Annotated in this window: 20 protein-coding genes; 1 reads left to right on the forward strand and 19 read right to left on the reverse strand. The window is 48.5% G+C overall.

Annotation, left to right across the window (positions count from 1 at the left end):
- Positions 1-3: 3 nt before the first annotated feature.
- The 12 genes from QP860_RS05590 to QP860_RS05645 all read right to left on the reverse strand — a co-directional run bounded on the left by QP860_RS05590 (position 4) and on the right by QP860_RS05645 (position 10,991).
- Entirely contained in the window at positions 4-519 is a 516-nt protein-coding gene (locus QP860_RS05590) for a GNAT family N-acetyltransferase (protein ID WP_070616738.1), read from the reverse strand.
- 138 nt (positions 520-657) lie between these two features.
- Positions 658-1,575, reverse strand: coding sequence for a MetQ/NlpA family ABC transporter substrate-binding protein (locus QP860_RS05595; protein WP_070616736.1), 918 nt, complete (start codon positions 1,573-1,575; stop codon positions 658-660).
- A gap of 26 nt (positions 1,576-1,601) precedes the next feature.
- A complete protein-coding gene (locus tag QP860_RS05600) occupies positions 1,602-2,282 on the reverse strand; it encodes a methionine ABC transporter permease (RefSeq protein ID WP_371325972.1) in 681 nt (226 codons plus the stop codon).
- On the reverse strand, positions 2,279-3,331 hold the full coding sequence (locus QP860_RS05605) for a methionine ABC transporter ATP-binding protein (RefSeq protein WP_070616734.1): 1,053 nt from the start codon (positions 3,329-3,331) through the stop codon (positions 2,279-2,281). The genes QP860_RS05600 and QP860_RS05605 overlap by 4 nt, the downstream gene beginning before the upstream one ends.
- 343 nt (positions 3,332-3,674) lie before the next feature.
- Positions 3,675-4,586 (reverse strand): DUF975 family protein, encoded by a 912-nt coding sequence (locus QP860_RS05610; RefSeq protein WP_070616732.1) that lies wholly within the window; start codon positions 4,584-4,586, stop codon positions 3,675-3,677.
- Between the two features lie 54 nt (positions 4,587-4,640).
- A complete protein-coding gene (locus tag QP860_RS05615) occupies positions 4,641-5,591 on the reverse strand; it encodes an LCP family glycopolymer transferase (RefSeq protein WP_070616730.1) in 951 nt (316 codons plus the stop codon).
- A 112-nt stretch (positions 5,592-5,703) separates the two neighbouring features.
- Entirely contained in the window at positions 5,704-7,035 is a 1,332-nt protein-coding gene (gene brnQ, locus QP860_RS05620) for a branched-chain amino acid transport system II carrier protein (RefSeq protein ID WP_083294273.1), read from the reverse strand.
- A 237-nt stretch (positions 7,036-7,272) separates the two neighbouring features.
- Entirely contained in the window at positions 7,273-7,863 is a 591-nt protein-coding gene (locus tag QP860_RS05625; protein WP_070616728.1) for a YdcF family protein, read from the reverse strand.
- A 138-nt stretch (positions 7,864-8,001) separates the two neighbouring features.
- Positions 8,002-8,361 (reverse strand): metal-sulfur cluster assembly factor, encoded by a 360-nt coding sequence (locus QP860_RS05630; protein ID WP_070616726.1) that lies wholly within the window; start codon positions 8,359-8,361, stop codon positions 8,002-8,004.
- A gap of 15 nt (positions 8,362-8,376) precedes the next feature.
- Complete coding sequence (locus QP860_RS05635; protein WP_070616724.1) at positions 8,377-8,841, reverse strand: hypothetical protein; 465 nt, start codon at positions 8,839-8,841, stop codon at positions 8,377-8,379.
- A 59-nt stretch (positions 8,842-8,900) separates the two neighbouring features.
- Positions 8,901-9,494, reverse strand: coding sequence for a sugar O-acetyltransferase (locus QP860_RS05640; protein ID WP_070616723.1), 594 nt, complete (start codon positions 9,492-9,494; stop codon positions 8,901-8,903).
- Positions 9,495-9,503: 9 nt separating this feature from the next.
- A complete protein-coding gene (locus tag QP860_RS05645) occupies positions 9,504-10,991 on the reverse strand; it encodes an FAD/NAD(P)-binding protein (RefSeq protein WP_284912328.1) in 1,488 nt (495 codons plus the stop codon).
- Between the two features lie 246 nt (positions 10,992-11,237).
- On the opposite strand from QP860_RS05645, the gene QP860_RS05650 reads away from it, so the two are divergent.
- The gene (locus QP860_RS05650) at positions 11,238-11,738 is read left to right on the forward strand and encodes an ECF transporter S component (protein WP_070616719.1); all 501 of its coding nucleotides are present in this window, start codon (positions 11,238-11,240) and stop codon (positions 11,736-11,738) included.
- Between the two features lie 72 nt (positions 11,739-11,810).
- Here the strand turns inward: QP860_RS05650 and QP860_RS05655 are convergent, their stop codons facing one another.
- The 7 genes from QP860_RS05655 to QP860_RS05685 all read right to left on the reverse strand — a co-directional run bounded on the left by QP860_RS05655 (position 11,811) and on the right by QP860_RS05685 (position 18,792).
- Positions 11,811-12,557 (reverse strand): SDR family NAD(P)-dependent oxidoreductase, encoded by a 747-nt coding sequence (locus QP860_RS05655; RefSeq protein ID WP_284912329.1) that lies wholly within the window; start codon positions 12,555-12,557, stop codon positions 11,811-11,813.
- A 28-nt stretch (positions 12,558-12,585) separates the two neighbouring features.
- Positions 12,586-13,479, reverse strand: a complete 894-nt coding sequence (locus QP860_RS05660; protein WP_284912330.1) for a methylated-DNA--[protein]-cysteine S-methyltransferase — start codon at positions 13,477-13,479, stop codon at positions 12,586-12,588.
- An 82-nt stretch (positions 13,480-13,561) separates the two neighbouring features.
- Positions 13,562-14,218, reverse strand: a complete 657-nt coding sequence (locus QP860_RS05665; RefSeq protein ID WP_284910713.1) for a TVP38/TMEM64 family protein — start codon at positions 14,216-14,218, stop codon at positions 13,562-13,564.
- Positions 14,219-14,814: 596 nt separating this feature from the next.
- Positions 14,815-15,465, reverse strand: a complete 651-nt coding sequence (gene pcp, locus QP860_RS05670) for a pyroglutamyl-peptidase I (RefSeq protein WP_070616710.1) — start codon at positions 15,463-15,465, stop codon at positions 14,815-14,817.
- A gap of 21 nt (positions 15,466-15,486) precedes the next feature.
- A complete protein-coding gene (locus QP860_RS05675; RefSeq protein ID WP_070617108.1) occupies positions 15,487-16,410 on the reverse strand; it encodes a DUF979 domain-containing protein in 924 nt (307 codons plus the stop codon).
- A gap of 5 nt (positions 16,411-16,415) precedes the next feature.
- Positions 16,416-17,114 carry a DUF969 domain-containing protein gene (locus QP860_RS05680; RefSeq protein ID WP_284912331.1) on the reverse strand — a complete coding sequence of 233 codons (699 nt, stop codon included), beginning with the start codon at positions 17,112-17,114 and terminating at the stop codon, positions 16,416-16,418.
- 379 nt (positions 17,115-17,493) lie between these two features.
- The gene (locus tag QP860_RS05685; protein WP_070616705.1) at positions 17,494-18,792 is read right to left on the reverse strand and encodes an SLC13 family permease; all 1,299 of its coding nucleotides are present in this window, start codon (positions 18,790-18,792) and stop codon (positions 17,494-17,496) included.
- Positions 18,793-19,067 lie beyond the last annotated feature (275 nt).

The following is a 19,067-nucleotide window of genomic DNA, read 5'->3' on the forward strand; positions in this document are numbered from 1 at the left end:
TCCTTAAATTAATGCATAGTCATAGGTCCAGCGAAAGCCCCCATTGGCTAAGTAAGTCGACCCCGTGCGCTTAAAGCCCTCCCGTTCAAGGATATGCTGCATGACTCGATTATCTGGATGGGTATCCACCCGCAGCGACCGCTTCTCATCTGCTTTAGCAATGTTTTTGATCATTGCGAAGACAGTCCAGCTGAGGCCCTGACCTCTTTGCTTAAGGCTGATCATCACCCGGTGGATCGCATAGTAAGGGGCCTCTGTCTGCCAAGCCCCCTCAGCTAAGTCATCATAGGCTGGGTCTTCATCAGCTAAGACGAAAAAGGCTAAAATGTTTTTTCCTTCATCTAAGCAGACATAGGCCTGGTCAGCCTCAATCACTGAGCGAAGATGGTCAATGGTTACTTCCCCATTCTGCCACTGGTCCACTCCCTGGTCGGCCAAGTATTGGATGCTAGCCTTCAAAATATCTTCTAATCGATCGAGATCAGCCAAGCTGGCCTTGCGATAAGCTACACTTTCCATAGTCGGCCTTCTTTCCTTATAAGATACTTACATTATAGCAAAAGATAAGGCTTTCATCTAGACCGAGCCAAGCCAAGAAAAAAGCTAGTCCCCAGCACACTTTTTCCAAAGTTATACTGGGAAACCAGCTAATCAATACTATTTCTTTTTGGCAGCCTTCACTTGCTCATCGAGAGCCTTATAATCTGCAGAGATATTATCATTATCAGACCAAGCCTTTTGGTCAGCGCCATCGGTTACTTCCTTAATCTTGGCCTCTGTTTCAGGCGTTTGATAGGTTTCAACAACCTTCTTAATGGCTTCATCATTGGCCCGATCTTTCTGAGTGGCGATGATACACTTGTACTGGGTCCCAACCTTGGCTAAATCTTCAGTATCGACGAAGATTCCATCCTTAAAGGGATTCAAGCCAGCATCTACGGCATAGTTAGTGTTGGCAACAACGGCATCAGCATCCCCAAGTGAACGTGGCACTTGAGCCGCATCCAATTCAGTAATCTTAACGTTCTTTGGATTCTCAGTGATATCATTAGGGGTTGGTGAAATGCCGGCGTTGTCATCAATTTCAATAACGCCCGCTAATTCTAAGAGGAGCAAGGCCCGACCGCCATTGGTTGCATCGTTAGGAATCGCAATTTCAGCGCCATCTTTGAGATCATCCAATGACTCAACCTTGTCGGAGTAAGCGGCCATGGCAGAAATATAGGTATAGCCGACAGGTTGGAGATCTTGTTGTTCACTGCTATTGAAGTCATGCAAGAAGGCCATGTGTTGGAAGGCGTTAAGGTCGAGTGACCCATCAGCTAAAGCCTTATTAGGTTGAACATAGTCAGTAAAGACTTGGACATCTAGGTCAACCCCCTTGTCCTTAGCGCGCTCTGCAACATCTTCCCAAACTTCGCGTTCCACATCACCAACTACCCCTACTTTTAGCTTGGTTGGCTCAGCGGATGAATCGCTGCTTGCTTGGTCATCACTGCTAGCCCCGTTCGAACAAGCTACCAAGGCAAAGGCAGCCGCTGTTAAGAGCCCTAATTTTTTAAAACTTGTTTTCATAAATAAATTCTCCTTTAATTGTTAATCTAATGCTCAATGCGGCGGACATACCAGTCAGCGACCGCTTGTGAAATAAAGACAATAATCAGAATAATGATAGTTGAAACAATCGTCACATCGGTTTGGAAACGGTTGTAACCCCGGGTGATGGCTAGGTTACCCAAGCCCCCACCACCGATGGTACCAGCCATAGCGGTTAAGCCAATCACATTAATGATCGATAAGGCAGAAACCCGGATAATACCTGGCAGCGCTTCTTTAAGATAAACACGACTAACGATTTGCCAAGTGCTCAAACCCATAGAGAGGGCGGCTTCAATCACACCCGGATTCACTTCGATCAAGGCATTCTGAATCTGACGGGCGAAGAAAGGCACTGTAGCTACAACAAGTGGCACAATAGCAGCCGTTGTCCCGATTGATGTCCCAACGATAAAGCGGGTAACGCCCACTAAGAGAGCCATCATAATAACAAAAGGAATGGAACGGAAGATGTTCACTATCTTATCCAGAATGCTGTAAGCCACACGATTTTCCTTCAAGCCACCCGGCATGGTCAGAACGAGGAAGATCCCCACCACAATCCCCAGGGCAAAACCGATGATACAGGTCAGGATGGTCATATAAATCGTTTCAATCGTCGCTGTGACAAATTCGTCTGGAATTTCACTCACATTAGGCAATAAATTCGTTAAAAAATCCATTATTCAACACCACCATTTCCTTCAACTTGATATTCCCGCCACTTAACGCCATTGTCGTCAATAAACTTAACGGCATCAGCCATGGCTTGATCATCCCCACTAATCGATACCAACATGGTCCCTGTCGGAATGCCTTGGAGAACTTCAATATTCGCATAAAGAATACTTGGAAGAACGCCGAAATCGCGTGCTAGCCGGGCTACCAGAGGGTCTCCTGTATCCGCCCCCGCAAAGTCAATACGGATAATCCGATCAGACGAGTTCACATCGACCAACTGGGAATTGGCTAGGACGGAAGCGATCCCCTTCTCAGTAGGACTCGCTGACTCGATAAAGTTCCTGGTTAATTCCGTCTGTGGATTAGAGAAGATATCAAAGATCGATCCCTCTTCCATGACATAACCATCCTGCATGACCGCTACCCGGTCACAGATCTCTTTAATCACGCTCATCTCATGGGTAATAATGACAATGGTTACTCCGAGCTGTTCATTGACAGTCTTTAACAATTGCAAAATCGACCGGGTTGTCTTAGGGTCCAAGGCTGATGTCGCCTCGTCACAGAGGAGAACATCAGGGTCATTGGCTAGGGCCCGGGCAATGGCTACCCGCTGCTTTTGTCCCCCGGATAATTGGGAAGGATAAGCATCCCGGCGGTCCGATAAATTAACCAGTTCTAAGAGCCGGTCCACTTTTTCACGAATTTCTTCCTTGGATAAGCCTGAATCCTGGAGGGGGAAGGCCACATTGCCGGCAATCGTCCGCGCATTCATCAGGTTGAAGTGTTGGAAGATCATCCCGATATTTTTGCGGGCCTTTCTTAAGTCACTATCGTTGAGTGCGGTCATTTCATAGTCACTCACCCGCACCGTTCCACTTGTTGGAGCTTGGAGCATGTTAATAGTACGGACTAAGGTCGACTTCCCGGCCCCAGAATAACCAATCACACCAAAGATTTCACCCTTAGCAATCGACAAGCTCACATCTCGAACGGCATGGACTTTGCCACTTGCTGTATCAAAGCTGACATCGACATTTTGTAAATCAATCATAGCCATCATCCTTTACTCTCTCAATTGAAGCCTCAGTCCAAATACATATACATGGCTGGCTCCTTAACTGCCAATGAACCTCAGCGATTCATTTTCATCTACTTTTTCTAAGAAAAGTAGACAAGTATCTATACTAATTTATTTTATCATTTTTTTAGCTTTTAGAAAGCATTGATTTCCAATAGCCTTTGATCGATTATAACGATCACTACTTAATGATAAAACACGGAGATTGCACATCATTTTATCATTTAAGGCAAGCTTTTCCTAGCTTTTTGTGAATTGTTTATTCATGATCACTAAAAAAGCCCAAGGCACAAGGCCTTGAGCTTAATTAAATCGCTTAGAGGGCTTCCCCTTGCCCTGCTAGACCCTGTCCAGGGAAACAAGACGTTCCCTTTTCCTTATCTACTAGAGCGGTGTAGAAGAGGGCCTTGGCCACATTCAGGCGCAGACCGTAATAGAGTCCAATTAAAGCCGCAACTAAGAGGGCAAAGAAGAAGAGTGAGAAAGCCAGGACATAGCTAGGGCCTTGAACAGGACTTGCAGCAATGGCGTAAGCAAAGAAAGCGACAATGCTGGCAATGAGGATTAGGATTGGAATCCAGATATAAGTTAGGATCAAGCCTAGAAGTTTCCAGCGGTTGCCCTTCATCATACGGAAGCTTTCCTTCATCACTTGCCAAGCCCCCATCTCTGGATAATCACCTAAGAGCGGCGAAACCATAGCCAGGGATAAGTCCAACCAAGTGACGACAATCCCTAGTATAATTCCTGCTAAAATAAAAATCCCAAAGAAGGCTGCATCAGCTTGCCAAGCTTCAGTAGACAGTATACTGGCACCGATCAAACCGAAGCCAGAAGCCAGCCCTATCACTATCGTTGGAATTAAGCCGATTAAGGCAAGGAGGAAGAGGGCTAAGATATTACGGCCCAATTTTTCTTTAAAGGGCTGAACCAAGCTTCCCTGGTCATAGGAGCCGCCATGGCGGACCAGACGTACTAAGCCCCACATGATCCCCATAGAGAAGAGACTGGAAGCTAGCGTTGAGATCAGATTGAGTAAGGGAACTAGGCCAAAGCGAAGGCTGAGACCTTCCTGGGGATCCAAGCTAATTACCTGGTCAATGAGATAATCGATGGCAAAAACAACGATAAAGCTAATGACCATATCCCCTAAAATGCGCCAAAAATTACTGTGACTGATAGTTTTTTCGTGCTGATGGATGGTTCGATTACTTAGGTCAAGTTTCATTTGAATTGCCTCCTTAATGGCTTGCAAAGTGTACGGTTAGGTGGAAGCTTGCCCTTAGTCACTTAGCGATGCTTTAGGCAGTTCCAGGTGTTGGCGCAGACGGTTGGAAGCCTCTTGGCGGTCTTCTTCTGAGACAATGCTCAGATAAGTTCCTGTTGACATATCATCCGTTCCCTTGAGAACCCCCTGTTCAATGGCGTCGGCCGTATTGCGGTAGTCCTTGGCCAGGACCATCATATCGGACAGCTGGAGGTCTGTACGGACATTTTGGCGGACAATATCTGATAAGTCTTTGAGGTGGGTCAGGCTTTGAACGGAACGCAGAGAATCTAGGATTCCTCTGAGAACCACTTGTTCACGCCGGGCACGGCCAAAGTCCCCTTCCGGATCTTCGTAGCGCATGCGGATATAGGCCATGGCTTCCTGACCATCATGGAGGGTAATACGACCTTGAGGGAAGCTATAACCCATATTGCTGAAGCTGAGGGGATTATCGACCTGGATGCCACCCAGGCTATCCACAATATTCACTAGCCCAGTCATATTAACCAAGGCATAGTAATCAACAGGAACATTCAAGAGCTCTTGGACAGCTCCAATGGTCGCCTCAATCCCCCCTTGTCCGTAGGCTGCATTGATCTTCGTGCCAACTTGTTCGCTGTAGGTGTCCCGGGGAATACTCAGCATTTTAGCGGACCCTGTCTTGGGATTGAGAGTCAGCAAGATGAGGGCATCCGTATTCTGTTCTCCAGTGGTCCGCCCATTGCCTGAGTCCATACCTACCAAGAGGACAGAGATGGGATCTTCCCCTAATTCTGGATCCCGCTGACCTGCCCCCTTGTCCTGGTCCCTCCCCTGAGTTGGCGCATAGAGGTCATCTGCTACCTGCTTAGCACCAAAGTAAGTCCCCCCTAGAACAATGAGGACTAAGAGAACAAGTCCGGCCAAGATCCAAGGCCATATTCTCCTCTTGTGCCGTCGGTAGTGGTCACGTTGAGGCATCATACCCTTCCTTTCTATCATCGTATTCTACTTTTATTATAAAGTGTTTTAGCCAACAGTACAATTATAATCAAAAAACTCCAGTCATTACCAACTGGAGTTTTGAATAAATCGCTTAATCTTTTCTAATAACGTAGGAATGAACGAGACCAATTAATAGGCCAAGAATGGCTGGTAGGACCCAGGCAAAACCATAGTTATAAAAAGGAAAAACGGCCCCAGCAAAATGATCCAATGCTGCAATCGATCCTGTAGGCAGGGCATGCTGGAGGTCAAAACAGGCAGGAACCAGGGTAAAGCCCAGGGTCCAGCGCATAATCACTGGTCGCTTCGTCCAAGCTGGCACCAAGTGAAGGAGGGCAATCACAATCGAGAGGGGGTACATAAAGGCCAGAAAGGGAACTGCCCAAGCTAGGATCGCATTCAAGCCCGCATTAGCAATCACAAAGGAAATACCAATGAAAACATAGGTCCATTTCTCCTGGTTGAGCAAATTGGGATAAATCTCCGCAAAGGTTTCCGCACAGGAGATGATAAGGCCAATGGCGGTCTTGAGGCAGGCCACAAACATGACTACGAAGAGCAGGATCCCCGCAAAGACGCCAAACTTAGTGGATACAATTTGGATCAAGGCTTCGCCCCCATTTTGAGCCAGGTCAATATCTTCCAAGCTCCGGGCCCCCAACATGGTTAGGAGGAAGTAGATCACAGCCATCAAGCCCATGCTCAAGGCCCCACTCTTAATGGTTCCCATGGCTACGTCCCGGTCTTCTGTCACACCAACTTGGTGGATGGACCGCACCACCAAGATGCCAAAGATCAAACCAGCAATCACATCCATGGTATTATAACCATTTAAGAAACCTTGAAGAAAGGGGGCCTCCTGGTACTTAGGAGCAACCGGGAAAGCGGTAAAGGAAAAACTATCAGCAGTCAATAAAACGCCCGCTAAAATCAAGGCTAGAAAAATGAGAAAGACCGGATTCATCCACTTGCCCACCCAGGTCATAATCCCTGAAGGCTTGAGAGAGAAATAAGCCACACAAATAAAAAAGAAAATCGAATAAGCAAATAATAAAAGCGGATGTTGGGTAAACTGGCTAAAGCCAATTTCATAAGACACCGTCGCTGTCCGGGGAATCGATAAAAGCGGCCCGAGAACAAAATACAAGAGCGCCGTAAAGATATGCCCGTACTTGGGAAGGACCCGCTCCGACATATCATTGAGTCCCTTAGATCCCGACACTCCAATAGCTACCACAGATAGGAGGGGCAAGCCCACCGCTGTTACCACAAAGCCGAGAGCAGCCGTCCAGAGATTAGCTCCAGCTTCCTGCCCCATTTGAACGGGAAAAATCAGATTACCAGCCCCAAAAAATAAGCCAAATAACATAGACCCGATGACGGTTGACTGACGCCAGCTCAAAGTCTGGTGTTGATTCTTCAATGCAATCACTCCTCTTTCGCAAATTTATACCAATGATTAAAATTTTAGCATAAATCAAAGGTACTTAAATTAATTTATGATGAGGATAAGCCCATAACTATCTCTATTCTATCATTTTCCCCTATTTCTGAAGATAAAATCATCTTATCCAATAAAGTTTTAAGGTCCAAATTCAAAAGTGCAAGGTATGCTCTCCAGCGCAATTCACTAAAAAAGCTGGAGCCCAAACACTCCAGCCTAATGGTTCACAAAATGGTAAAGATACAAGAGATAAGCCCAGTACTTGTAGAATTCTTGCTGGGCAAAGTCTTGGATATAGTCCGGTCCTTCCTTCCAAGTCACCCAATGATCCCCCTGGCGGTGGTAGGCAGCAACGAAGGTAAGATCGAAGTCATAGCGACGGTTAACTCGCTCGAAGATCATCTTGGTCCTCAACATATGATAGTCTGAGGAAACCACCAAAGCGGAGCTATAGCCCGCCTCTTCCATCATCTTCAAGCTATGGGTCGCATTCTCATAGGTAGAGGTCGCTGTGGCATCATTGACGATAGCGGACTCTGGCACGCCATGTTCGGCATAGTATGCGCCATTAATTTGGTCATAGGGCGACACAATCAGCTTACCAGACCGGCTATAGCCTCCCCGGTAAAGGTTAGCCGCCCTCTCGGCCCGTTCCTCAGTAATCATCCCCTCTGGCACAATAATCACATCAGCTTGCTTGGGCGTCTCATCCACAATTAAATGATCCATGATCACAAAATATGACAAAGAAATAAAAGCCAAAGCTAGCCCGAGAGCTAGAATGGCTCCTAAAAAAAATCGTTTCATATGCACCTTTCCAAGCCTAGTCGTGATTCTTTAAGAGACCTAAGTCCTCACAGTGCCCTCCCTAGGCTTTCCATCGGTCCAAGTTTTCTGGACCAAGCGAGGGATGTCCCAAGCCGGCCCCTTACTTTTTTCAATCAATTAGCGAATCCCTAAAGCGATGCGGGCGTAACGCGAAAGACGTTTGGTTGTCCAAGCAGGCACCCAAACCAAGTCAATCTTCATTTCTTTAATCGTATCGACATCATCCAGGGCAATGGCCGCCGATTCCATGAGCACATCCTGGAGAGGACAGCCCATAGTGGTTAGGGTCATCTTAATCAGGAGATGGCCCTCACCGTCATAGAGCAAGTCGTAAATCAGCCCCAGGTTGACAATATCAATGCCCAGTTCCGGGTCAATGACTTGCTCTAAGGCCTGGATACACTCCTCATAGAGGGCTTCGTCCATGAGTTTCAAATCTTCAAATTTGGAAAGGTCGGTAAAATTTTCTTCACTCATATAAACTTCCTTTCTTTATTCGGATCGTTCAGCGACTTTGACGGTCTTATTGTTGATGGCTTGCTCCAGTCGCGGATAGAGGTCCCGGGCAACGCTAGCACCCAAAGTCATGAGCTCATAGAGAACCCGGACGTCCTCACCGGTCCGCGACAAGCAGCGCGTATAGATTTCCCCATCGCCCGAGAGGATCAGGTTGTAATAGCCGCTCCGTTCACGGTTCAAATCATTGATGACTTCGAGGGCCTTGGCCGTCTGTTGGTAGTCTTCCACCTGGCAGAGCTGGCGGTAGTTAATTTGAAAGTCCGTGGTGGCTTCTCCCTCGTTAAAGTCCCGGGCAATGATATGGCAAGGCACGACCTTGTCTTCCCCTAACTGATAAGCTAAGGCAAAGAGGTGCTGGCCACCATCTAAAGGCCGGTATTCTACAGGAACCTTCATTTCTTTAAATAATTGGCTTAAAATATCCTGGATTGCTGGCATGACAAACTCCTTACTATTTTGTTGTCGTTTTCAAGAACTCGCTTTTTAACTCTAACATTCTAAGGCTCATTTGTAAATGAATTGCCCTGGTCCTGGTCGATCGTCTTAATCACCTGGCCGGGGACCCCCATGACGAGGGAGTTCTCTGGGATATCCTTGGTAACCACCGACCCGGCCCCAATTACAGAGCCTGAACCGATACTGACACCTGGCATCACTGAGACATTAGCCCCGAACCAGCAGTCAGAACCAACCTTAATAGGTCGGGCTTGCTCCAAGCCCGCATTGCGGGCTTCTGCCCTCAGGGGATGGGCAGCCGTATAGAAGCCACAATAAGGGCCGATAAAGACATGGTCCCCAAATTCAATCCGGGCCCCATCCATAAAGTAACAGGCGTGGTTGACAAAGCAGTGTTTGCCGAAGTGAATATTGTCGCCGTAGTCCACATAAAGCGGCGCCATGACTTCCAGGCCTTCAGGCAGGTCCCCTAGTAGCTTAGCTAAGGCAGTCTCAGCTTCTTTGCGATCAGCAGGATCGATCTGGTTGAAGCGGTGGGCCCTGCTTTTTGCTGCTTCTCGCTTGGCGAGGATATCCGGATCATAATTGGCGTCGTACCATTGGCCGGCACGCATTTTTTCATAGTGACTTAACATATATACCTCCTAAGGCCAGAGTCCTGATTGTCGGTAGTCTTGGCCGCAATAGTGCCAGTTGATCACATCCTGGGCATAGCGTTGGATGGTAGTCGTTGAATTATTGTGGTAGACCGAGGGGGCAATTAAGAGGCCGTGGGGATGGACATGGTCTAAGCGCCCAAAGCGCGGAGAAATTAGCTGGTAGCGGTTAACATCCAGGCTAACTCCCTGGGCTGGATCAGGATTTAACCAGCCTTGATCACGCAAGTCATAGAGGAGGCTATCTTGGGGCAAAGCTTGCCTTAAATCGAGATTGATCCCCGTCGCATTGACAATATAGTCCACTTCTTCAATGATCATGCCCTCCTGGTCGAGCAGGTAGTAGAGCCCAGTCTGCTTATCATAAATAATTTCTTCAACACCCGAACAGGAGCTGAGGCAGCCTTCATCGGCTAGGTCTAACAAACGCTGAGCCGACGCCAAGGGCATCTTACCCTTGGCCAGGGAAAAGACCTTGTCGTACTTGTCCGCAAATTGTTGACGGTCGCTTAGGCTCAGATATTGCCAGTAGTGGAAGAGGAGGCGGGTCACCCGGGTGGCCAAGGCCTCCAAAAGTGCTCCCTGGCTGGTCCAATCCATCGCACGACGGATCCCTTCAATTCCTTGGCTGAGACTCACTTCCTGGCAGTCTGCCCAATCTAGGCCTAGGTTCTGGCAGTCGGCCTGGATCCACTGGTCGACCTGCTGGTAGGTCAGCCCCTCTTCCGCTTCCTGGGCTGCCTGAAAATTCTCCTCACTGAGATAAGCCCAGGCCAGGTCTTCGGCCTCCTTACCGCTCACAATCGGAAATTGGTTGCCCCGGGAGAAGGCCAGAATTTGATTGGGCTGGCAAATATCAGCCAGGTATTTAATCACATCAATAGCTGATAAACTTGTTCCAATCACGGCCACCCGTCGCAACCCTTCCTCATCCATCTGATAGCGGTCAGCCTCTAGGGGATAGGCCTGGTTGAGATAGCGTGACGTTCCTTCCAATCGATAGAAGTCATTGGTCCCCAAGTCCCCACAGCAAAGATGGATGCGGTCGAAGCCCGTGTAGACCTGGCCAGATTCGGTCTCAAGACACCAAGTCTCCGCCTCTTGGTCGAAGTTGACTTTAGCCACATACTCCTTCACCAGCTGGGCCTGGAGATTCTCCAAGAGCGTCCCCACCCGTTCTCTTAAATAGCTTCCAAAGAGATAGCGGGAGCTATATTCAGGCCAGTCGCGGTCGGGATCCTTGGCCTTAAGCCAAGTTTCAAAATCACCGGAATAAGCTTGGTCATAGGTCAGACCAGCATTCCGAGTATTCATCAGGGCCCCTTCATAAGACTCTGTGAAGGGGATCCCCCGTCCCAAATAAGGCTCACGGTCAAAAACAACTAAGTCAAAGTCATGGGACTGAGCCAAGTGCTGGTAGGCTGCCAAACAAGCTGAGCCAGAAATCCCTAAACCTATAATCGCAATTTTTTCCATTGTCTCTAGTCGCTCCTTGTTCGCTTTTACTTTCTTTATTATAACATTTCTAAGCTAGAAGGCGAAAGCTTCTGCAGACTAAAGTAAACGCTCAGCAGAAGCTTCGCTTAGTCCCTATTATTTGAAGGCGAGTCTCTCTTTGACTTTAAGTTCAAACATGTGAACCCTTACACAAATATTTGCAGTTTAGCCCAAAACTCCTTATACTAAAGATTAAAGAAATATTAAGATAAAGGAGTCCTTTGCATGAAAACTAAGCTTCCCTTAATCGCCGTTCTGACGGCACTTACCACTGCCCTATCGATCCTAGTAGTTATCCCTATTCCAGCCACTAGCGGGATCTTCACCCTCTGTGATGCAGGCATCTATGCCTCTGCCCTCTTGCTTGGCCCAGTAGCTGGCGGCATCGTGGGTGCAGCCAGCGGGGCCCTTATCGACCTCATCTCCGGCTATCCCCAGTGGATTGTCTTTTCCTTTATCATCCACGGCCTCCAAGGTTATATTGCTGGTTGCTTAGCTAAGAAAAAATTACCTGGTGGCAACTGGACAGCGCTCATCCTAGCTAGTATCTGGATGATGGTCGGCTATGCCATTGGGACAGGGATCCTCTATAACTGGGCCGCAGCCATCCCATCCATTCCTGGCAACTCCTTGCAAAATATCTTCGGTATCCTCGTAGCTATCCCCCTCAACCGCAGCATCCGTCGCCTCCGCCTACCTGCCCTCCAAGCTTTTATAGAAGACTAAACTAAAGGACCTTCCTCATCAAACAAGAAGATGAGGGAGGTCCTTTCTAATTTTACAATTAAGCCTGGCGAATTAGCTCATGGTCCAGCCGCCGTCAACAGGGAGGGCATGACCCGTCGTATAAGAACCAAGGTCCGAAGCTAAGAAGAGGGCTGCTTTAGCCACATCTTCCGCTTCCCCAAAGCGTTGCATAGGGATAGGTGCTAGGAAGCCTTGGGCAATGTCAGGGTCTTCCAAGAGTTCATTAGTCATCCCCGTTTTACCTGTGCCTGGGCAAATGGCATTGCAGCGAATTCCCTCACTGGCATAGTCCACGGCAATCGCCTGGGTCATAGACACCACTGCCCCCTTAGTAGCGGCATAGGAGACCGCATCAGGGAAGCCGATCAGACCGGCAGCAGACGCCGTATTAATGATATTCCCCTTGTTTTCCTTGAGACAAGGCATAGCAAATTTAGAAGCTAGGAAAGCCGCCGTAACATTGATGGCCAAACTCTTCTGGAAGGCATCGAGCGGTGTTTCTTCCACATTGCCTGGAACATAGATGCCCGCATTATTGAAGAGAATATCAATGCTTTGGTAAGCCTCAACAGTTTCTTCAACCATGGCTTTGACAGCCGCTTCGTCAGCCACATCAGCTTGGATAGCCAGGGCTTGTCCCCCTGCTGCTTCAATTTGACTAACGGTTTCTTCAGCCGCTTCACGATTAATATCGACCGCAGCAACTTTGGCCCCTTCCTTGGCGAAAAGTAAGGCCGTCGCCCGACCAAAACCAGAACCGGCACCCGTAATTAAGGCAACTTTATTTTCTAATAACATAATATAATATCCTCCTTGGTATTCTGCTTTAACGTTTATCTTTGATACGAACTTGAATGGTGATCAGAGGCTCTATGCCCTGGTCAAAGTTTAGGCTTAAAATCCGTGCCTCTAGAATATTCCCATGGCCAAAATAAAGCAATTGGCTAATGAAGTGATTGTCATCTGCAGGGAGATAACCTAACTGATGGCCCTTATAAGCCACTTGGACAGCATCTGAATCATAAGGATTATCCGCTTCTGCCAAGAGGTCCACCGCCGTCCCCACTTTCAGATCATCAATCACATCCAAACCGTCATAGCAGCGAAAGCCCTTGACTTTGAAGCTATCTAATTCGCGCGAACGGTCATACTTGACCAAATATTTATCCTTTTTTGCCATTTCTTCAGCTCCTTTAGCTTTTAATTTAATTGACGAAAAATTAATGACTTGTCCCCGGTCATCAAAGGTCAGACCTTCCCCTTCTAAGAGGGCCTGCTTCCGATGGGGACCATAAGCATAGCCCGTCAGTTGTCCCCGACTAGAGACCACCCGGTGGCAAGGAACCAATAAGGCAATGGGATTGCGCCCTACTGCGCCGCCGATTGCCTGGGCAGACATGGGGGCCTGGTAGCGGTCTTCATAGGTCTGAGCCAGGTCCCCGTAAGTCGTCACCCGGCCATAGGGGATTTCTCTTAATAAAGCCCAAACCCGCTCCTGGAAGGGCGTTCCCTGGAGAACCAAGCTCTCAGGCGCTAGCTGGACGGCTTGCCCGGCGAAATAAGCATCTAAGGCCTGGCAAACTTCCTCTAATTCAGGGCAGCTCTCTGCCGGTTGACCATCTTGGGGCAGGTCATCGTCAAAAGCAAGCCCATATAAGCTTCGCCCTTGATAAGTCAGTTGGATGACTCCCAATTTAGATTGATAATAAGCACTCAGCATCCTAGGCCCCTTTCATTGAATCTGACCCTTCCAAGCTTCAAGTCAAGTGTACAAAATTTTATCCAGAGATGAAAGTAAAAAGCTAGTCCTTATCTTCCGGCTGGCGCATATACTTGGTAAGAAAGGCTGTTCCAACCACTAGAAGCAGAAGAAGGCCAATCGCTAAGACAAAGTCCCAGGTGTTAGGCGCGACCGCCTTGTCCCCCACATTGACATAAATCAGGGTTCCCGGCAAGATGGTGACTAAGGAAATCAGCAAGTAGTCGATAAAAGTAATGTCCGTTAAACCAAAAGCATAATTTTCAATATTATAGGGAATTAGAGGAATCAAGCGGGCAAGGGCCAGCACTAGGCGTAAGCGACTGGGTTTGCTGGACAAGATCTCCTGGGTGGAGGGATAACGTTCATAAAGGAAATTCTGTACAGGGCGTCGGAAGAGGTAGCGGGCTATTAAAAACATAAAGGACATATTAAAACTTGCCCCAATCACTGTCAGCAGCGATCCTTTCCATAGACCGAAGCCCATTCCCCCCGCCAGAGCCAGGATAGGCACCGGGAAGAAACCCATAGGCAGGAAGGTCCACAAGAGTACATAGATCCCTTCAGCATAGGAACTCGTCATCACCAAGTCCCTGACCCGGTTGAGATTAAAGGTCTTAAAGATCCACCAGCTCACAAGCACGAGTAATCCTAGGGCCAGCCAACGCCCCCATTTCGACCAATTAATTTTTTTACTCACTAGGCTAGCCAGCTCCTTTCTATAATAACTTTCTCTATTCATTATAACAGTTTGTGAAAACGTTTCAATATCAAAAAGCGATGGAAGTCCTGTCTGCCTATCGAGAAGAGTTGCTGGATAGGCTTTGGACTCCCACCACTTTTCGGGGATGGATTCATTCGGTGTGTCAAGCTACAATAGGAACTTTTAATTGGAGCTTGGTCAATTAAGCGTCAGCCCACACACCCTTTAGTCCGCTTCGACTTGGCAGACTCGGAGTGATTTCACAAGTCAGAAACGAGCGAATGCTTCGCTCTTTATTCTGCCTTGCTCCAAGCATCCAAAGCTAAGCGCTCTTGCTCTCACCCTGCATAGTCGGGTTCGCAGTTGCAGACTTGAAGTGACTTCACCCAATCGGAACGATCGGCTAAAGCCGCTCTTTTCCGCTTGGGCTCCAGTCATTCAAGTCTGGACGCAACTGCTCTCACCCTGCATAGTCGGGTTCGCAAGAGCAGCTTTGGAGTGCTTTCGCAAGTCGGGAACGAGCAAGCGGTGCTTGCCCTTATCCCGACTTACTCCAAGCATCCAAAGCTTAACGCTCTTGCTCACACCCTTGTTTAATGCGTTTTTCCTCCTACGCTGTGGAGGTCTTCTTTGCCGTCATAAGCGACGATGGCTGAGATGGCGGCTTCTAGGCCTCGGCTGATGTCGGTGAGGCCCATGGATGGGGTGTTGGGACGGTCGACAACTTGTTCGGGGAGGTAAGGGATATGGATGAAGCCGGCGCCCTTAACTTCTGGGTAGGTCTTGTCGATCAGATAGAGGGTTTGGTACATGATGTGGTTGCAGACGAAGGTGCCGGCTGTATTGGAGACTTCTGCAGGCAATTGGGCTTCCTTAACGGCCGCTACCATGGCCTTGATGGGGAGGCTAGAGAAGTAAGCTGCTGGTCCGTCCGCTTGGATAGGCTGGTCGATGGGTTGCTTGCCCTCGTTATCCGCAATTCGAGCATCATCCCAGTTAATAGCCACTCGTTCTGGGGTTAAGGCATAGCGCCCCCCTGCCTGGCCCACATTGACCACATAGTCAGGTTGATGGTCTGCGATGGCCTGGCTCACGACCTCCGCGCTTTTCACAAAGACTGTCGGAATTTCTAACTTAATGACTTCTGCTCCAGCAATTTGGTCAGGGAGTGTTTTGACGGCTTCAGTGGCCGGATTGATCTTATCCTCACCAAAAGGATCAAAAGCTGTAACTAAAATTTTCATCGATAAAGCTCCTTTCTTTTATTAAAAGGCCCAAATATATAGGAGAACAATATGGACCACGATCATAATAAGGGCAAAGGGCAACTGGCGCTTGATGACACCATTGGGATCAGTCATCTCAAGCAAGGCCACAGGGAGGGCGTTGAAATTCCCTGCCATCGGTGTCAATAATGTCCCACAAAAACCGGCTGTCATCCCTAAGGCACCTACAACAACTGGATCAGCCCCCTGCATCAGGACAAAGGGAACCCCGATACCTGCCGTGATAACCGTAAAGGCGGAGAAGGCATTCCCCATCACAGCGGTAAAGAAGACCATGCCCAAGACATAGGCCACAATCCCCCAGAACTTCGACCCAGCTGGGACAATGCCTGCCAAGATTTGGGCCACAATCTCACCGACCCCGGCGTTGACAAAGATCACACCCAGGGCAGCGAGCAGTTGGGGCAAGATACTGGTCGTGCCGACTTGCTGGGTCATCCGATCCGTCTCATAGAGGGCCTCCTTGGCTGAAGGCTTAAAGAGAGCCAAGGCGACCAAAGTTCCCAAGAGCGAGCCAATCCCAATCGAGGAGGCACTGGACTCTGGAATCAGTCGGGCCACAATGACAGCGGACAGGGCCATGACCAAAACCGGTAAGAAAAGTTTCCAGCCAAAACGCTTAGCAGCTGCTTCCTGCTTAGCCTTGTCTTCAACAAAGGCCGTCCCTGCACCGAATTGCTTGAACAAGGTGATGACACCCAAGAGGACCACCAAGATCCCAGAAACCAGACCAGGTAAGAGGCGGCCAAAGACAAAGAGCAAACCTAGAATGGCCCAAAAAGCTGCGGTCCCCCAACGCTTGGGATTCGTTCGATCCTGAGCCCCTTGGTAGGCAGAATAGAAGAAGATCAGACCAGACAAAATAAAGAAAAATTCTAAAACATAGCTAAATAATACTTCCATGGTCATTAGTCCCTTCCTCCTTTATCCGACTTAGAATAGCCATTCAACCGGTCCAGCCGGCGGTCAAAGATATAGTTTGAAAGCAGGCCAAAGACGAAGGCTAGAAAGGCAACAACTAAGGAAGCCATGGCAATCTCAGCAGCAGCAACAGGATAACCCAAGGATTCCATGGTGCCGACAATGAGCAGGGTGCCCGCTGCGCCAACGAAACCATTCTGGGCAAAGAAGTTCCCGATATTCTCCATGGCAGCCGACTGGGCCTTGATTAATTCCAGGCTCTTAGCGTCCGTCTTTTGGTAACGAGCCTTGGCGGCAGACTGGGCCATGGGTTCCACTAGGGGACGGACGAAGGCGGGGTGGCCGCCCAAGCGAACAGAAATAATCCCCGCCACTTCCCGGATCAAGAGATAGAGGCTGAGAAATTTCCCTGTCGTCAAGCCTTGGATGCGGTTGACCAGGCGGACGGCTTGCTCCTTCAAGCCGTAACGCTCCGACAGGCCCACAATGGGAAGGGTTAGGACAAAGAGCGTGACCAAGCGGTTGGCCACAAAGGCGTCCCCCAGGCTGGTCAAAAATTCAGTAATGGACATCCCAGAAGCAAGAGCGGTAACAGCAGCTGCAATAACCACCACCGCAATGGTGTCCAACTTCAAGGCAAAGCCGACCACAATGATCAGGATGCCCAGTAAGGGTAGATAGGACATAAAATTTTCCTCCAATTGTAATGAATTCTTTAAAATTTGTCTCTTGATGGGCATCCGTTTTGCTTTTTGAATTTGCCCCTTGAAGAGCCATGGCTAAGGGTCAACTTCAAAGCTCCACTCCTGCTCAAAAAATAACCTGTATTGATTTCTTGATTACTAGCCATCAACATTAAAAAATTCAAATTTTTTATAAAATCTACTTATTATTATAACACTTTAGGAATAGCTAACATAATATTAATTGCTAAATTTGTTGTAACAGTATAAAAATGCTTCAGTAAGGTTTTAAGTTAGCTACAAAAAAAACGCATTGGGACAGGAAAATTGTCACACAATGCGCTTGTTTCATGTGCTTCTTAGATTTTATATGCCGGTCATTTTATAAAATAGCCGCCGCTGATAAGACCATGGCCGTTGCGACGGCGGCTCCCATACAAGTTGGGGCCACTTTGAACAAGAGGCGGCGGTAGAGGGCGCGCTGGCTGTCTTGGCAGTAAGAGCCAGTCGCCAAATAGAGGCTACCCGTATCGGAGAAAGGCGAAGCTCCTGTTGAGAAGCCGCCCACAATGACCAAGCAGGCCAATAGAAGAACTGGCCAACCCGTCGCACCCGAAATGGCAGCCAAGGCTGGGAAGAAGAGGGGTGCTAGGACGCCGATGGTTGAACTGAAGATCGACATCAGGCCACACAGAACCGTTAGGACAATCGGAATCGTTAGCTTAGGCATGTAAGAGATCAGCTTGGCCATCTCTTCCGTGATGCCCAGCTCAATCCCCAGACTAATCAAGAAGGTCATCCCGCAGGCCACCCAAATCGTCTGCCAAGGAATCTGGTCAAAGACCTTGTCCCGGGGCGCCAAGTTCATCATATAGGCAATAATCCCGAAGATGATAGTCAAGAAGCTGAGGTTGATGTGTTCACTAATAAAAGTCAAGGTTGGGAAGGCGTCGGTAAAGTTGGTAATCATGGCGGGAAGCAAGAGCACCACAGCAAAGCAGGCAATCAAGGCCAAGGTTTGTTTTTGCTTGGAAGTAAAGGCTTGAGGGGGATCAATTTCTACACTCTCTTGACCGTAACTGTAGTGTTGCCAGAGACTAAGCCCGGCAATAAGCACCAGGGGATAGAGGATCGACACACCGAAAATCTTCCAAGTCATCTCAGCCGCCTGGTCAGCAAAGCCCGATTCAGAGAGAACACCCAGGATGATTGCACCGTGAGGACCAAAAGGAATATTCCCGCCATTCATCCCACCTAGGATAACGGAGATGGCAGCCACTGTCTCATTCATCTTAGTCTGCCGGCAGAGCTGGAGGGCAATGGCTCCGACAATCGGCACAGAACCCCAAGTCCCTGCCCCCAAACCAGATAAGAGGGCTGCAGTCAGATAGAGGCCCAAGGGAATAAGCGAGGTATGGTGGCGGAAGCGGTAGATCATGTGGTGGCCCACCGCTTCTAAAGTTCCATTCATCTTAGCGAAGCTGAAGAAGAAGGAAACTCCAAAGATCACCATGAATAACTCAATCGGCCAGAGCGCAAAGACTTGGTCCGTCGTAAAGCCAAAGACGAAGACAGCTAACAAGTAAGCGAAGGCAACCGCGACAAGACCTGCGTTTAAACGGAAACGCTCCCCAATCGCAATTGCCAAGATAATGGTGCCAAAAATAATAAGACTATTCATTTACATTTCCTCCTATTTTAGAATATTCAGACGAATCCTCAAATAAAAAAGCACCCTTCAAGAACCTCTGCGGTCCTCAAAGGGTGCGCTAGCACGGTACCACCTTTGTTGCCAGGCAAAACTGGCCAACTCTCTTCCCCTAGGGGAATGCCGGTTAATGGGGGCACCAGATGCTGGCATTGAGCACTCAGACTGAGTCATCGGCTCATCCTAAAAGTCGAGTTCACCAGCTTATCAGGTCCCCTTCCAGCAAACAGGGACTCTCTAGGCTGACG

The sequence above is a fragment of the Aerococcus sp. UMB1112A genome (genome assembly GCF_030230715.1).
Lineage (GTDB): Bacteria > Bacillota > Bacilli > Lactobacillales > Aerococcaceae > Aerococcus.

What these genes read in the sequence shown, in the direction of transcription:
- QP860_RS05615 (WP_070616730.1), bottom strand. Translation starts at nt 5,591, where the DNA reads ATGATGCCTCAACGTGACCACTACCGACGGCACAAGAGGAGAATATGG.
- QP860_RS05675 (WP_070617108.1), bottom strand. Translation starts at nt 16,410, where the DNA reads ATGGAAGTATTATTTAGCTATGTTTTAGAATTTTTCTTTATTTTGTCT.
- QP860_RS05595 (WP_070616736.1), bottom strand. Translation starts at nt 1,575, where the DNA reads ATGAAAACAAGTTTTAAAAAATTAGGGCTCTTAACAGCGGCTGCCTTT.
- QP860_RS05680 (WP_284912331.1), bottom strand. Translation starts at nt 17,114, where the DNA reads ATGTCCTATCTACCCTTACTGGGCATCCTGATCATTGTGGTCGGCTTT.
- pcp (WP_070616710.1), bottom strand. Translation starts at nt 15,465, where the DNA reads ATGAAAATTTTAGTTACAGCTTTTGATCCTTTTGGTGAGGATAAGATC.
- QP860_RS05650 (WP_070616719.1), top strand. Translation starts at nt 11,238, where the DNA reads ATGAAAACTAAGCTTCCCTTAATCGCCGTTCTGACGGCACTTACCACT.
- QP860_RS05640 (WP_070616723.1), bottom strand. Translation starts at nt 9,494, where the DNA reads ATGTTAAGTCACTATGAAAAAATGCGTGCCGGCCAATGGTACGACGCC.
- QP860_RS05630 (WP_070616726.1), bottom strand. Translation starts at nt 8,361, where the DNA reads ATGAGTGAAGAAAATTTTACCGACCTTTCCAAATTTGAAGATTTGAAA.
- QP860_RS05685 (WP_070616705.1), bottom strand. Translation starts at nt 18,792, where the DNA reads ATGAATAGTCTTATTATTTTTGGCACCATTATCTTGGCAATTGCGATT.
- QP860_RS05660 (WP_284912330.1), bottom strand. Translation starts at nt 13,479, where the DNA reads ATGCTGAGTGCTTATTATCAATCTAAATTGGGAGTCATCCAACTGACT.
- QP860_RS05645 (WP_284912328.1), bottom strand. Translation starts at nt 10,991, where the DNA reads ATGGAAAAAATTGCGATTATAGGTTTAGGGATTTCTGGCTCAGCTTGT.
- QP860_RS05610 (WP_070616732.1), bottom strand. Translation starts at nt 4,586, where the DNA reads ATGAAACTTGACCTAAGTAATCGAACCATCCATCAGCACGAAAAAACT.
- QP860_RS05625 (WP_070616728.1), bottom strand. Translation starts at nt 7,863, where the DNA reads ATGAAACGATTTTTTTTAGGAGCCATTCTAGCTCTCGGGCTAGCTTTG.
- QP860_RS05605 (WP_070616734.1), bottom strand. Translation starts at nt 3,331, where the DNA reads ATGATTGATTTACAAAATGTCGATGTCAGCTTTGATACAGCAAGTGGC.
- QP860_RS05635 (WP_070616724.1), bottom strand. Translation starts at nt 8,841, where the DNA reads ATGCCAGCAATCCAGGATATTTTAAGCCAATTATTTAAAGAAATGAAG.
- QP860_RS05655 (WP_284912329.1), bottom strand. Translation starts at nt 12,557, where the DNA reads ATGTTATTAGAAAATAAAGTTGCCTTAATTACGGGTGCCGGTTCTGGT.
- QP860_RS05590 (WP_070616738.1), bottom strand. Translation starts at nt 519, where the DNA reads ATGGAAAGTGTAGCTTATCGCAAGGCCAGCTTGGCTGATCTCGATCGA.